Genomic DNA, 13240 nt, shown 5'->3' with positions numbered 1-13240 from the left:
CTCAGTCGCTCTCGCCCCAATCGCGGCGCACGATCACCGGCGGCGCCTGCCCCGCGGAGGGGGCGCCGCCATTGGCATCGATGAGCGAAACTGCCGTCAAAAACCCGTCCCCCATCGTCACATTCGTCGTCAGCACCAGCCAGCGGCTGGTCACCCCTGCCTGTTCGGCCACCTCGGTCGGCGGGTCGAACCGTTCGAGCGGTCCCGCCTCCCAGAATCGCACGCTGCTGCCATAGCCGCCCGCGGGCCGCGCCGCCAGCGCCGCCCGCGCATCGGCGAGCGTCATTTCGCCGGGCAGTAACATCGCCACCAGCGGCGCCTGTTCGGGCGCCAGCGTGTTGACGTTCAGCCGCACCGGATCGGTCACGGGCAACACGCAGATCCAGGGTTTGAGCCGTGCATAGATTTTGGGACCGACCCCGCGCACGGCGCGCAGTTCGCTGACATCGGCCATCTTGCGGTTCGCCGCCAGATACGCCCCGGGCAGCGACCGATAGACATTGTCCTCGGCGCCGAGCGGGCCGTCGTTGCTGTCGCTGTCGATCCAGTCGGCGGTGGCGCCGGCGATCGCCTGCGCCTGTGCGGCGTCGATGCCGAGAAGGACCATCAGTTCGCCGAACTGGCGCATAGACCCCGATCGCTGGCTGAATCGTCCCGGTACCGTCTCGGCGACCAAACTGTTGAGGTTAAAGCAATTGTTCGCATCGGTCAGCCGTGCACTGCCGGTGCCATTTGGCAGTGGCAGGGTAAATTCGCGTCCGAGCCAACCACCCGCGAGCGTCAGCTTAGCGGGATCGCGCCCGACCAGATCGGCAACGCGGCGCAGCGCGATTTGCTCGGCGGCAAAGCTGTACGCGCGCCCCTGATCGACCGTCGCCGCGCTGCCCGCAATGCGCGTCGCCAGCGTCAGCCGGTCAAGCGCGGTCGCCGCGATCACCGCCATGACCGCGACGAGCAGCAACACGGTGAGGAGCGCGGCGCCGCGCTCATTGGGGGGGCGGCGGGTCATGGCGCGGGATTTTCGGCCGCAGGCGGTGGTGGCGGCAATGTCGGCGCGGTGAGAAACAACATCGTCAACGCCTCGCGCCCGCTGCGCGATACCCGCACCTCGACCGCACGCGGCAAGCGGTCGCCGGGTTCGGAGTTCCAGCTGTCGCTCCAATTGCCGGTGTCGTCGCGATAGCGCACCGCCACCGCGGCGACCTCGCCGAGCAGCCGGTCGCCAGCGTTTAGCGCGGTGCCGTCGAGCATCGGTTGCGTCGCGCGGCGCCATTCGCGGCCGACGAGGGCATAAGCGACCCGTTCGACTGCGGGTCGCGGCGACCCGTCAAGCGCCGCTGCCCCGCCATGGACGAAGGCAAAGCCGGTCGATGACCCGACGAAGGCAGGCACCGCCTCGCCCGCCGGGCCGCGTGTCGACCGCTGGACCGCCTGCGCCAGATCATTCGCCATCACCGCGCGCAGCCGGTTGACCCCGCCCATCGCCTTCAACCGCGTCTGCACCGCATCCTGCGTATCGACACTGCTGCGCAGCAGGCCCACGCCGATCGCCGCGATCGCCGCGAACAGCGACAGCGCAACGAGCATTTCGATGAGGGTGAAGCCGCTCTCGTCCTTCATCGGCTTGGCCGGATAATCGTCAGCGCCGCCTGCCCGCGACCGCTTTCGGGGCGGACGATCAGGTCGATGCGCAGCAAGCTGTCGTCGGCGGTGCGTGCCACCCGCTGCTCAACGCGCCAGTTGCGCCCGGCATTGGCGACGCCGATCGCGCTATTGCCGATCGTCGGCGGCGCCGGGTCGGTCCACAGTTCGACGGCGCGATTCTGCGCCACGATCCCGGCAACCGTGCTTTCGTCGAGGTCGCCCGCCGTGCGCACCGCAAAGGCGTCGAGGCGGACGAGCGTGAGCGCCGCGATGCTGATGACGCTGAGCGCGACCAGCATTTCGAGCAGGGTGAAGCCGCGCTCGCAGCGATTGACGCGCTCATTCGCCACGGCTCACCTCCCCCGTCGCCGACACCCGCACAATTTCGCGCGCCTCGCCGCCGCTCAGCACCACCGTCTGCGGGGTCGGGCTGGTGCCGACGCGGTCGAACAGGATGCGTGTCGCGCCCTGCCCGTCGCCCGCGACAAAACGCACGTCGCCGGGCCAATTGCGCTGGGCGAAGGCGCGGCCGGGCAGCGGCTGCCATTCGCCCGCGATCCGCCGCTCGAAACCGTAACCCGACGGCGCGAAATTGACCGCAACGCTGCGCCCTTCAATCACCGCAATGTCGCGCGCCCCCGCCAGCCGCGCCGCGAGCCGGTCGGCCTCGCTGCGCACGCTGCGTTCCTCGCCGGGAATGGTCAGCACGACCGCGGTCGCGGCGAGCGCCATGATCGCCAGCACGACCATCAGCTCGACCAGCGTGAAGCCGTTCGCCTCGCGACCCGCGCGCGCCTTAGCCTTCGCTGCGAATGTCCGCATTATCGTCGGTCCCGCCGGGGGCGCCGTCGGCGCCGAGCGACCAGACGTCGAACGCCTTCCCGTTCGGCCCGGGCGCCTGATAATTATAGGGACGGCCCCACGGATCCGCAGGCAGTTTCTTGATGTAACCGCCGCGGCGATACCGCTCGGGCTGCGCGAGCGACGGCGGCGGTGTGCTGAGCGCGTTCAGCCCGTCGGTCGATGCCGGATAGGTCAGATTGTCGAGGCGATATTGCTCGAGCGCGGTTTCGAGCGTCGCAATATCGGCCTGCGCCTTGGTCACCATCGCGCGGTCCTGGCTGGGCAGCACATTGATCAGCACCACCGTGGCGAGCAGCCCGATGATGAAGATCACCACCATCAATTCGGTCAGGGTAAAACCGCGCTCGTCGCGTTTGCGGCGGCGGTGGACCGCCGGGCGGCCCTCCCCCGAAAAGGAGGTGTCGAGCATCAGGCGGATGAAAAGCTGCATCAGCGACATCTATTATATTCCGGCAAGAGTCTGCAACTGAAGGATCGGCAGCAGAATGGCGAGGATGATCAGGGCAACGCATGACCCCATAAGGACTATTATGACAGGTTCGAGTAACGCCATCGACGCCGCCGTAAACCGGTCGAATTCGCGCTCCAGATAATCGGCGGCGCGTTCCAGCATCTGCTCCAGCCGCCCGGCGCTTTCGCCGCTGGCGGTCATGTACACCAGCAGCGGCGGGAACACCCCGGCATCGCGCAGCGCCGCCGACAGACTGCCCCCGGCGCGGACCTGATCGACGATCGCAGCGGTCGCGCTGGCCAGCGCGGCGTTGCGGATCGTCGGCAGGGTCAGCCGCAGCCCGTCGACCAGCGGCAGGCGACTCGACACCATCGTCGCCAAGGTGCGGGCAAAGCGCGCCGCATAAAGATCGCGGAGCAGGCGGCCCAGCAGGGGCAGGCGCAGCAGCCGCGCATCGACCCGCGCCTTGAACGCCGGACGGCGCATCGCGGCGGCCCAGCCAAAACTCGACGCGACGAGCAACAGCGCGATCAACCACCACCAGTTCGCGGCAAAGCCCGAGATTGCGATCACCGTGCGCGTCAAGAAAGGCAATTGCTGGCCGACGTCGGTAAATTGTTCGACGACGCGCGGAACGACAAAGATCATCAACGCCGCGACCACCCCGATCGCGACGACCGCAAGCACGATCGGATAAGCGAGCGCCGCGATCAGCTTGCCGCGCACTTCGGCCTGGCGTTCGAGCAGGTCGGCGAGGCGCGCGAGGATCGTCGCCAGGCTGCCCGTCGTCTCACCCGCCGCGACCATCGCGCGATACAGCGGCGGAAAGCTGGCCGGCTGGCGCGCCATCGCATCGGCGAGGCGGCGGCCTTCGAGCAGGCCGGCATGGACGTCGCCGATGATCGTGCGGGCGCTTTCGGCCTCGCTCTGGCGGGTCAGCGTGCGCAGCGCCTCTTCGAGCGGCGCGACCTCGGCAAGCGTCGCCAGCTGGCGGGTAAACAGCGCGAGGTCTTTGCTACTCAGCCGCACCCGCCGGAACGCGAGCAGCGACCGGCTGGCGGGCTTCGCCCCCGCCGCCTCGACCGCGACGATATGAAATTTGCGCCGCACCAGGTCGGCGCGCGCCGCATCGTCGTTGGCGGCGGTCAGCCGTCCCTTGCGCTCGCGGCCCTGCGGATCGATCGCCACATAGCGATAATCAGGCATCGATTTCCTCGCGCCGCGCGATGCGGATCGCCTCCTCGGCGGTGGTCAGCCCCTTCGCGACCATCGCGCGCGCCGCCGATGCCAGCGTCGGCGATTTCAGGAAGGCATGGCGCGTGATCATCGCCTCGTCGCCGCCATTGTAGATGTAGCGGCGCACCGTTTCGTCGACCTTGATCGCCTCGAACACCCCGATCCGGCCCTTGTAGCCGGTGCCGCTGCACTGCTCGCAGCCCTTGGGCCGCCAGATCACGGTGCCGATGTCGAGCCCCAGCATCGCGGCGACGCTGTTATCGGCCTGCACCGGTTCGCGGCAATGGTCGCACAGCTTGCGCACCAGCCGCTGCGCGATGACCGCGCGCAGGGTCGAGGCGAGCAGGAAGGGTTCGACCTTCAAATCTTTCAGGCGTGTGATCGCGCCTACCGCGTCGTTGGTGTGAACCGTCGACAGCACAAGGTGGCCGGTCAACGACGCCTGCACCGCGATGTCGGCGGTTTCGCGGTCGCGGATTTCGCCGACCATCACGACGTCGGGATCCTGGCGCAGGATCGCGCGCAGCCCGGCGGCAAAATCGAGCCCGACTTTGGCGTTGACCTGCGTCTGGCCGACCCCATCGACGGCATATTCGACCGGGTCTTCGACGGTCAGGATGTTGCGCTGGCCATCGTTGAGCTGCTTGAGCGCCGCGTAGAGCGTCGTCGTCTTGCCCGACCCGGTCGGCCCGGTGACGAGGATGATGCCATTGGGTTCGGCCAGCGCCTCGCGCAAAATCTGGTCGGAGGTGCCCGACAGGCCGAGGACGTCGAAATCGATCCCCGCCGCATCCTTGTCGAGGATACGCATCACCACCCGCTCGCCGGCGCGGCTGGGCAAGGTCGATACGCGCACGTCGACCGCCTTGCCGGCGAGCGTCAGCCCGATGCGCCCGTCCTGCGGCACCCGGCGCTCGGCGATGTCGAGGCGTGCCATCACCTTGATGCGGCTGACCACGACCGGCGCGACGTGCGGCGGCATCCGCAGATGTTCGCGTAGCACGCCGTCGGTTCGCATCCGCACCACCAGCCCGCTTTCATAGGGTTCGATATGGATGTCGCTGACGCCTTGGCGCACCGCTTCGGCGATGATTGCGTTGATCAGGCGGATTGCCGGGGCATCGTCGGCGCTGTCGAGCAGATCTTCGGCGCTGGGCAGGCTGAAATCGATATCGTTGCCGCCCACCGACCCCGCCATCGCCGCCGCCGAGCTGTCGACGGCATAATGGTCCGACAGCAGCCGGTCGAAATCGGCGACGCTGGCGGTCGCAACGCGCAGCGGCTGCGCGAGGTAACGCTTCACTTCGATCAGCACCGCGGGATCGGCATCCTCGCGCAGGGTCGCGAGCCACGCGCCGCCTTCGCCCGGCGCGATGACGACACCGTGCGCGCGGGCAAAGCCATAGGGAATATCGACCGGCGCTGCGGGAGCGACGATCGGTTCGGGATCGGTCACGGATAGTCTCCGGGCGGCGGCGCGGGCGCGTTCGAAATCGACGGGGGAACGTCGGTCGAAATCACGCGGCCATCGGGGCCGCGCAGTTCGGGCAGGTTGACCGGGCCGACGGTGATGTCGGCGGCGGTCGCCTCGGTCGGCACCGGCGGCACCGCGCCCAGATAGTCGCGCACCAGCGTGTCGATCGCGGGTTCCTCGTCGGGGTTCCGCTGCAACTGAAAGTCGCGGATATAGCCGTAACGCCGCGCCGTCAGCGCCGCATTATCCTCGCGATTGCGCAGGATCGTCGGGCGGATGAACACCATCAGATTGGTTTTCGACCGCGTCCGGCTGCGCGACTTGAACAATTCGCCGAGCAAAGGAATGTCGCTGAGCAGCGGGATGCGCTCGATCGTCTTGCGCTCGTCATCGTTGAGCAGCCCGCCGATCGCCAGGATTTCGCCATCGTCGACGGTCAGCACCGTTTCGAACGAACGCTTGTTCAGGATGAGATCGCTGTTGCGCGACGACACCGGACCGGCAACGCTCGACACTTCCTGACGCAGGAACATCTTCACTTCGCCCGCGCCGTTAACCTGCGGCGTCACTTCCAGCTTGATCCCGACCTCTTCGCGCTGGACGGTGCGGAAGGCGTTTTCGAAATTATCGCCCAGCTGTTCACCGGTGGTGATCGGCACGTCCTGCCCAACGAGGAATTTCGCCGCCTGATTGTCGAGCGTCACGATATGCGGGGTCGCGAGCAGGTTCGATGTCGTATCCGATTTCACCGCGTTGATGATCGCGCCGAAGATCGTGTTCTTGCCGATATCGCCCGCAAAACCGGCAAAACCGCCAGTGGCGGTGAGCAGCGACGCCGCCGCCGCTTCCTGCAAGCTGTTGCCGAGCGAGCTGTTGGTCTGGGTCACCGTCGTGTTACCGTTGACCGTCGTCGTTTCCTGCGACAGCCGGTTGGCGGCGTAGGCGCCGCCCAAGGTCAGGATATTGGGCGACGCATTGCTGTAGCTGGTGGCGACAAACGGAATATTCTTGCCGCCGAGCAGAAACTGGACCCCCAGCCGCTTCGCCGCATCGTCGCCGATTTCGACGACGATCGCCTCGACCAGCACCTGCTGGCGCCGGCTGTCGAGCTGGCGGATCAGCTCGCCGAGCATCCGCTGCACGTCGCTGTTGGCAGCGACGATAATCGCATTGGCGCCCTCGTAACGGGTGACGATCGCGGGGCCGCGGGTGGCGATGCTGCCCCCCGCGCCGCCGGTCGATACGGTAGCGGCCGCCGCTGGTGCCGGCGTCGGCGTGCTGCCCCCGCCAGACGATGACGAAGCCGTCGCAGGCGGCAAGCCCGCCTTTTGCGCCGGGTCGCTGCCGCCGCCGACCAGCTGCTGGATTGTTGGCAGCAGTGTTTCGGCATTGGCATGTTCCAGCCAATAGACGCGCAGTTCGGTCCCGCCTGCGGCTTTCTGATCGAGATCGGTCGCCATCGCGACGAAGCGCGCGACCATCGCCTGATCGCCGCGCAGCGCAATCGCGTTGCTGCTGTCGATCGGCACGATCGCGACCGGCGCCCGCGCGCCCTCGCCCGCCGCCGGGACCAATGCGGTCAGCGCCGCGGCGATTTCGCGCGCCCCGGCATTTTTCAGCGTCACGATCTGGCTGGTCGAACTGTCGCGGTCGATGCTTGACGCCAGCGCGCGGATGCGGCGGATATTGTCGGCGAAATCAGCGACGACCAGACTGTTGGCGTTGCGGTTGGCGGTCAGCGATCCCTGCGCGCTGACCAGCGGGCGCAGCGTTTCGACCGCAGCGACGGCGTCGATGTGGCGCAGGCGGATGATTTCGGTGACGAACTGGTTCTGCGCCGCGCCGCGGCTGCCGATGCGGCCCGGTTGCGCCGCGGCGCCGTCGATCGGCTGGACGCGGTAGCTGCCATTGGGGCCGGGGACCGCGACAAGGCCATTCGAGCGCAGGGTCGACAGAAAAATCTCAAAATATTCGCTGCGCGACAGCGGCCGGTCGGTCACGACCGACACCTTGCCGTTGACGCGCCCGTCGATGACGAAGGTCCGCCCGGTGATCCGCGCCGCATCCTGGATGAAGGCGCGGATGTCGGCGTCGCGGACGTTGAGCGTATATTGGGCGACCGCGGGTGCCGGCGTAGCAGAAACGAGCGCGGCGGCGAGCATCAGGGACAGTTTGAAACGCATAAAACCTATTGCTTCGAGAGGAAGATGGCGACGGGAACGACGCTGGCGCCGCGTTCGACTTCGAGCGAGATTCGTGCGCCGGGCGCGATCTGGTTGGCGAGTGCGGCGGCATCGCCTGCGGACCCGATCGGGCGCCCGTTGACCGAGCGGATGACGTCGCCCGGGCGCAGGCCCGCGGCGCGGAATATCGCGCCGTCGCCCTGCGGCTGGACGACCAGCCCAGTGACGCGGCCATCTTCGGCGCGCGGCGCAAAGCCGACCCCGGCCTTGAGCGTTGCGGGCGACATTTCGCCGCTGGCGCTCACCCCGGCAGTCGCCGTCGATCCGACTTCCGGGGTGGGCGACGGCAGCGGCGTCGCCGGGGTCGCGACCGCAGCCTCGCCGCTCTGGTCGAGGAACAGGCTTTCGCGCGCACCGCCGCGGTCGAGCAGCACATGGTCAAAGGCGACGCCGACGAGCTTCACGCCCGGGGCAATCTCGTCGCCGACGGCATAGCTGGTCTGCACCCCGTCCTCGCCGGCGATGATCGCCGAGCCGCCGCCGGTCGCTTCGTTGATGTTGATGCCGAACAAAGTCAGCCCGAGCGCGGTCACGGTCGCCGACGCCGGACCCTCCGGAGCGCTGCGAAAGAACGGATCAAAACTGGCGAACAGCGCGCGGCGTTCGGCGGGCGAGGCGATGACCGCGGCCTGCGGCTGCCACGCGCCGAGCGGCGACAGCGGGGTGATGACGGTCCACAGCAGGCGAACCAGCTGCCAGATCAGCACGGCTCCGAGCACCCCGGCGAGCAGCACCGGCCCGATCTCGCGCGGCGAGCGCCGCCCGCCGCGCAGCCACGTCGGCAAGCCGCGCGACAGCCTGAAGGCCGATCCGGACATCAGCGTCGCCATGAAATCGTCGTTTCCCCCTGAGGCTGAAGTTGCCGTCGCGAATCGCCTAGGGGCGATTGGTGACAATCAGTTGACGGGAAGATTACAGTTTTTTGACGGGCGAGCGAGTCTGGCGGTCGGCGCGGCCCATCGATGATCCTCCCTGTCGCGCAGCGATGGGGAGGTGGCAGCGCGAAGCGCTGACGGAGGGGCTTTGACGCACCGCCTTTGCCCCTCCACCACCCGCTACGCGGGCGGTCCCCCTCCCCACCGCTTCGCGGCAGGGAGGATTACGCAATCAAAACTTCAGCGACGCGCTCAGCGAGAAGGTGCGGCCGAGCTTGTAGCGGTTGAGAAATATCCGGTTGTCGCCGCTTTCCTGCACTTCCTGATATTTACGCCCGGTCAGGTTGCGCGCCTCGAACTTCAGCTCGATTTCCTTGTTCAGCAGGTTGATCCCCTGCCGCGCCACGAAGTCGACCGAAATGCCCGGCTTTTCGCGAATGTCGGGCTGGCCCGACGGACCACGGCTGGTGACGCGCGGGCTGGCATAGGTGACGAGAATGGTCTGCTGTGACAATTTGTCCTGATCTTCGAGCCCGATCTGGAAATTGATCAGATGATCCGACTGGCCGGTCAGCGGCGCGCCGTCGAAGAAGAAGTTGCGCGCATCCTGCACCACCCCGTTGATGACGGTCGTGTCACCCGCGCCGACCTGGATCTCCGACTTGGTAAAGGTGTAGTTGCCGATCAGCACCAGACGGCGGCTCGCCCAGAACGTCGAGTCCGACAGCGTGTCGAGCGCGAAATATTTCTGCACCTCGATCTCGCCGCCATAGAGCAACGCCTTGGGCGCGTTGGCAAAGCTGGTGTTGGCGACCGAATCGGTGCTGAGCGAGGTATAGGCTTCGATCGGATTCTCGATCTTCTTGAAGAAACCCGCCGCGGTCAGCCGCTGATCCTTCGCGAAATACCATTCGTAACGCAGCTCGGCGTTCCACAGCTCGCTGTCGGTCAGCGACGGGTTGCCGCGGAACTGACGGTTCGATTCGGGATCCTGATAGATTTGCGCGATCAATTCGCGAAACTGCGGACGCGCGATCGTATTCGACGCATTCATGCGCACCTGCATATCGGGTGCGACTTCCCAGGTCAGCGTGACGGCGGGGAGCCAGTAATCATTCTTCAGATTGGTTTGGGCAATCGCGCTGCCGCCAGTGCCGAACAGGTCGATCGGGACAACCGTCTGTTTGCCGTCTTCATAGCGCACGCCGACATTGACGTTCATGCCCGATACGATTTCGGCCTGCAGCTGCGCATAGCCCGCGTGGGTGGTCAGTCCGGCATCAAAAGCGGCGGTGCCGTCCTGCGCCGATGTTTCGACCAGCGCGATATCGTACAGCTGGATGCTGGCGTCAGAGAGGAGAAAGTCGGGGCGCAGCTGTTGCACCGCGACCGGCAGCCCCGGCGCGCGGAACTGGAACGCGCGGCGCACCGCGGTACGGCTGGTGTCAGTATAGGCATAGCCGACCGTCGCCGTGATCTGCGGCGCCAGCTCATAAGACAGATCGACGCCGCCCGACCACAGATCCTCGTTCAGGTCCGAAAAGGCAATCGTCGCATCGCCGCGATTGCCGCCCAGATCGTTGACGAATTTGTCGCCGGTTGGATCCTGTGTCGTTGGCAGGTTGGTGCGGACATAGGTAAAGCCGCGCTCATAAGGCGCCTCGCGCTGCGAATTGGCGTAAGCACCGCGCAGGTCAACCTGCAACCGGTCGAAGTCCAGCTCGGCGACCAGCTGGGTGTTGATCAGCTGACGTTCGTACCAGGCGGTGTCCTGTTTCAGAATATCGCGTTCCGACTGGTTGCGGTCAGTGCCCAGCCCCAGGCGCGATTGCTTCAACGTGTCGCGAATGTACAGGTTGGTCCAACGGAATTTGTGATCGCCCAGTTCCAGACCAAAACCGAGCAGGCCGTTCACGACGACGCGATTGTCGGTGATGACCCGGTTATAGCTGGTCTGCGGATCGCCCGACAGATCCTGGTTGAGCGAGGTCTGCTGCAACGTGTCGCGGGTCCGCCACTTGTTGCTGATCCCGGCGGTCGCAATGATGCCCAGTTCGCCGTCGGCGAGCGGGATGTTGAGGCCGCCGGTCAGTCCGGCCGACCAATTGACCGGGATATTGTTGTTCTGCTGGAGCAGCGTCGTTTCGGCGTTCACCAGTTCCATCTGGATGGCTTCCAGATCACCTTGCGTGAAATCGGCGCCCTCGAGGATCGGCTTGCCACTGGCAAAGGCGGCCTTCAGCAACGGCGGGACATCGCGGGTGCCGTCATCAAAGCCGGTCCAGTCGGTGTCGCTGCCATAATAGGTGTAACCAAGCTGATTGGTCGTCTCGCTGTCCCATCCGATCCCGCCCGACAGGGTCAGGAAACTTTCGCGCGGGATCGATTTGGTCGTCAGGTTGATGACGCCACCACCGAATTCGCCGGGAAAGTTCGCCGAATAACTTTTCTGGACCAGCGTCGAATCGATGACATTCGACGGAAAAATGTCGAGCGGCACGACGCGCTTCAGCGGCTCGGGGCTGGGCAGCGGCGAACCGTTGAGCAGCGCGAGCGAATAACGATCGCCAAGACCGCGGACATAGACGAAACCGCCGCCGACGACCGACAGGCCGGTGACGCGCTGCAACGATCCGGCAATATCGCCCTCGCCGGTGCGCGCGATATCTGCCGATGACAGCACCGAAACGACTTCAGGCGTCGCGCGGACAATGTTGGGGGTGTAGCGGCCGGTCACGACGATTTCGGCATCGGCGCCGCCCGGGATCGAAATGTCGGCCTCTTCCTCTGCGGGCACTTCGTCGGGCGCGGGCGCATCAGTGGGGGCTGGAGCGTCGGTTGCCACCGGCGGTGCATCGGCAGCGGGTTCACTGCCGACGGCCTGGGCGAGCGCCGCAGGCGCGACAAGCGCCGAGCTAAGAAGGAGCAGGCTGGCAAAGATCGGCCGCTTGGTCATGTGGAATGTCCCCAGGATTATGTAGGAAGGGAGCGGGCCAGCCCTTTCGGCGTGCCCGCTCCCCAAAGTGGATCGCGAGCGATCAGGTCGTCGGAATGGCGGTGCAGCTGCCGCTGGCGGTGCCGAAATCCGCGGTTGCCGAGTTGCAGGTCCAGCCCCGATACCAGGTGTCGTTGGCGTCGCGGACGGCGCCGACATAGGCGGTGGTGTCAAAGAAGGCGTTCAGCGTCTTGGCATCGAACGGCGTGAATGCCGTCTCGGTCGCCCCGTTGACGAACAGGTTCGTCAGGCTGGGGGTATAGGTCGAGCGGTTGTTCGTGCCGCTTTCAAAGATCGCCTGAACTTGCGCTGCGGTCACGCCGTTCGAACCGCGGAACGGCGTCGCGTTGCACTGCAGCGACATCGAGAAGAAGCGCGGCGGACCCTGCTCGTCGGGACCGGTGGTCTGAACCGTCGTAGCGCTGTCGATGCGCAGGCAGCTGAGGCCCGGCGCCACGATCAGGCCGTTGGCAAAGGTGTAATCGGCACCGCCGCGGATGCGGATCGCCGCACCATTGCCCGCCGCATTGTTGCGCTGAACATAGGTAAAGTTCGACAGGTTCACGCGCTGGCGCGGCGTCGTGTCTTCATTACCGTCCGAGTCGATTTCCATCATCGAATCGCCAACCGCGCCGCCGGCACGCTGGACGCCGATGACATATTGAATGTTGCCCTGATAACCGACGTCGGTATCCAGACCGTCATCTTCGGCGCCGGTGATCACCAGATGCTTCATGTTGACGCGGCCGCCGAACACTTCGGCACCGTCGTCCGAGCTGTTGTGGATCTGGATATGGTCGATCTGGGTGTTGTTGCCGACGCCCGACGGAGTCAGGCCCTGCAATTCGCTGTTCGACGCCAGGACGAAGCCCGAGTAACGGATCTGGACATAGGACAGGCGGCCCGAATTGTCCCCCGGCTGCGCGCCGCCATACAGCGCGTTCGACGTACCTTCGGTGTCGCGTTCGCACGCGGCGGTGCCCGGCGTCGCACCCGGCGCAAGGCAATCGGTGATCGGCGCGCGGCCGAGCAGAACGACGCCGCCCCACAGCTGCGAAGTCTGGTCGTTGGCCGAACCGACGACATTGCCGCGGCCGGTAAAGATGATCGGCTGGGTCGGGGTGCCGACCGCGTCGATGCGGTTACCGCGATTGACGGTCAGGAACGACACGCCGGTGGCGCCGAAAATGGTCACGCCCGGATCGATCGTGAGCGTCACGACATTGTTGGAGGTCGCCGCGCCCTGGTCGGTGCCGACATCGACACGGCCGGGCAGCGAATAGAGCACACCCGCGACCTTCGGAATCGCGGTCGTCGCGGTGAAGCGCGTCGGGAAGCCGCAGTTGCGCCATTCGCCGCCGGGGCCGCTGATCGTGCCCAGGTTCGACAGCTGGTCGGGGCCGGCGATGGTCGGGCAATTGGCGGCGGGAGTCACTGCGGTCGGGGTCGGGGTCGGCG

Annotated in this window: 11 protein-coding genes; all 11 read right to left on the bottom strand. The window is 66.4% G+C overall.

Translation table 11 applies throughout. The annotated features are described in order from the left end of the window. Position 1 precedes the first annotated feature (1 nt). Positions 2-1009, bottom strand: coding sequence for a type II secretion system minor pseudopilin GspK (gene gspK / locus FFS68_RS07805; protein ID WP_137752628.1), 1008 nt, complete (start codon positions 1007-1009; stop codon positions 2-4). Next, positions 1006-1620, bottom strand: coding sequence for a type II secretion system minor pseudopilin GspJ (gene gspJ / locus FFS68_RS07800; protein ID WP_137752627.1), 615 nt, complete (start codon positions 1618-1620; stop codon positions 1006-1008). Before gspJ ends, gspK begins: the two co-directional genes overlap by 4 nt. Further along, on the bottom strand, positions 1617-1994 hold the full coding sequence (gene gspI / locus FFS68_RS07795; protein WP_283214596.1) for a type II secretion system minor pseudopilin GspI: 378 nt from the start codon (positions 1992-1994) through the stop codon (positions 1617-1619). The genes gspJ and gspI overlap by 4 nt, the downstream gene beginning before the upstream one ends. Next, positions 1984-2466: a GspH/FimT family pseudopilin gene (locus tag FFS68_RS07790; RefSeq protein WP_137752626.1), complete on the bottom strand. Its 483-nt coding sequence runs from the start codon at positions 2464-2466 to the stop codon at positions 1984-1986. Before FFS68_RS07790 ends, gspI begins: the two co-directional genes overlap by 11 nt. Beyond that, on the bottom strand, positions 2441-2947 hold the full coding sequence (gene gspG / locus FFS68_RS07785) for a type II secretion system major pseudopilin GspG (protein WP_137752625.1): 507 nt from the start codon (positions 2945-2947) through the stop codon (positions 2441-2443). Before gspG ends, FFS68_RS07790 begins: the two co-directional genes overlap by 26 nt. A gap of 3 nt (positions 2948-2950) precedes the next feature. Beyond that, complete coding sequence (gene gspF, locus FFS68_RS07780; RefSeq protein WP_137752624.1) at positions 2951-4165, bottom strand: type II secretion system inner membrane protein GspF; 1215 nt, start codon at positions 4163-4165, stop codon at positions 2951-2953. Continuing rightward, a complete protein-coding gene (locus FFS68_RS07775; RefSeq protein ID WP_137752623.1) occupies positions 4158-5651 on the bottom strand; it encodes an ATPase, T2SS/T4P/T4SS family in 1494 nt (497 codons plus the stop codon). Before FFS68_RS07775 ends, gspF begins: the two co-directional genes overlap by 8 nt. Next, positions 5648-7852 carry a type II secretion system secretin GspD gene (gspD, locus tag FFS68_RS07770; RefSeq protein ID WP_137752622.1) on the bottom strand — a complete coding sequence of 735 codons (2205 nt, stop codon included), beginning with the start codon at positions 7850-7852 and terminating at the stop codon, positions 5648-5650. The genes FFS68_RS07775 and gspD overlap by 4 nt, the downstream gene beginning before the upstream one ends. Positions 7853-7857: 5 nt before the next feature. Beyond that, entirely contained in the window at positions 7858-8730 is an 873-nt protein-coding gene (locus FFS68_RS07765) for a type II secretion system protein N (RefSeq protein WP_249340070.1), read from the bottom strand. Positions 8731-9019: 289 nt separating this feature from the next. Beyond that, positions 9020-11743: a TonB-dependent receptor gene (locus FFS68_RS07760; protein WP_137752620.1), complete on the bottom strand. Its 2724-nt coding sequence runs from the start codon at positions 11741-11743 to the stop codon at positions 9020-9022. Between the two features lie 82 nt (positions 11744-11825). Continuing rightward, positions 11826-13240: hypothetical protein (locus FFS68_RS07755; protein WP_137752619.1), on the bottom strand; the 1415-nt coding region annotated here is incomplete at its 5' end.

Origin of the sequence: Sphingopyxis sp. L1A2A, from assembly GCF_005502465.1 — a bacterium.
Taxonomy (GTDB): Bacteria; Pseudomonadota; Alphaproteobacteria; order Sphingomonadales; family Sphingomonadaceae; genus Sphingopyxis.
The sequence above is the reverse complement of the archived record's forward strand: the minus strand, read 5'-3'. Positions and strand labels throughout refer to the sequence as shown.

What these genes read in the sequence shown, in the direction of transcription:
- gspK (WP_137752628.1), bottom strand. Translation starts at nt 1,009, where the DNA reads ATGACCCGCCGCCCCCCCAATGAGCGCGGCGCCGCGCTCCTCACCGTG.
- gspJ (WP_137752627.1), bottom strand. Translation starts at nt 1,620, where the DNA reads ATGAAGGACGAGAGCGGCTTCACCCTCATCGAAATGCTCGTTGCGCTG.
- FFS68_RS07790 (WP_137752626.1), bottom strand. Translation starts at nt 2,466, where the DNA reads ATGCGGACATTCGCAGCGAAGGCTAAGGCGCGCGCGGGTCGCGAGGCG.
- gspG (WP_137752625.1), bottom strand. Translation starts at nt 2,947, where the DNA reads ATGTCGCTGATGCAGCTTTTCATCCGCCTGATGCTCGACACCTCCTTT.
- gspF (WP_137752624.1), bottom strand. Translation starts at nt 4,165, where the DNA reads ATGCCTGATTATCGCTATGTGGCGATCGATCCGCAGGGCCGCGAGCGC.
- gspD (WP_137752622.1), bottom strand. Translation starts at nt 7,852, where the DNA reads ATGCGTTTCAAACTGTCCCTGATGCTCGCCGCCGCGCTCGTTTCTGCT.
- FFS68_RS07765 (WP_249340070.1), bottom strand. Translation starts at nt 8,730, where the DNA reads ATGTCCGGATCGGCCTTCAGGCTGTCGCGCGGCTTGCCGACGTGGCTG.
- FFS68_RS07760 (WP_137752620.1), bottom strand. Translation starts at nt 11,743, where the DNA reads ATGACCAAGCGGCCGATCTTTGCCAGCCTGCTCCTTCTTAGCTCGGCG.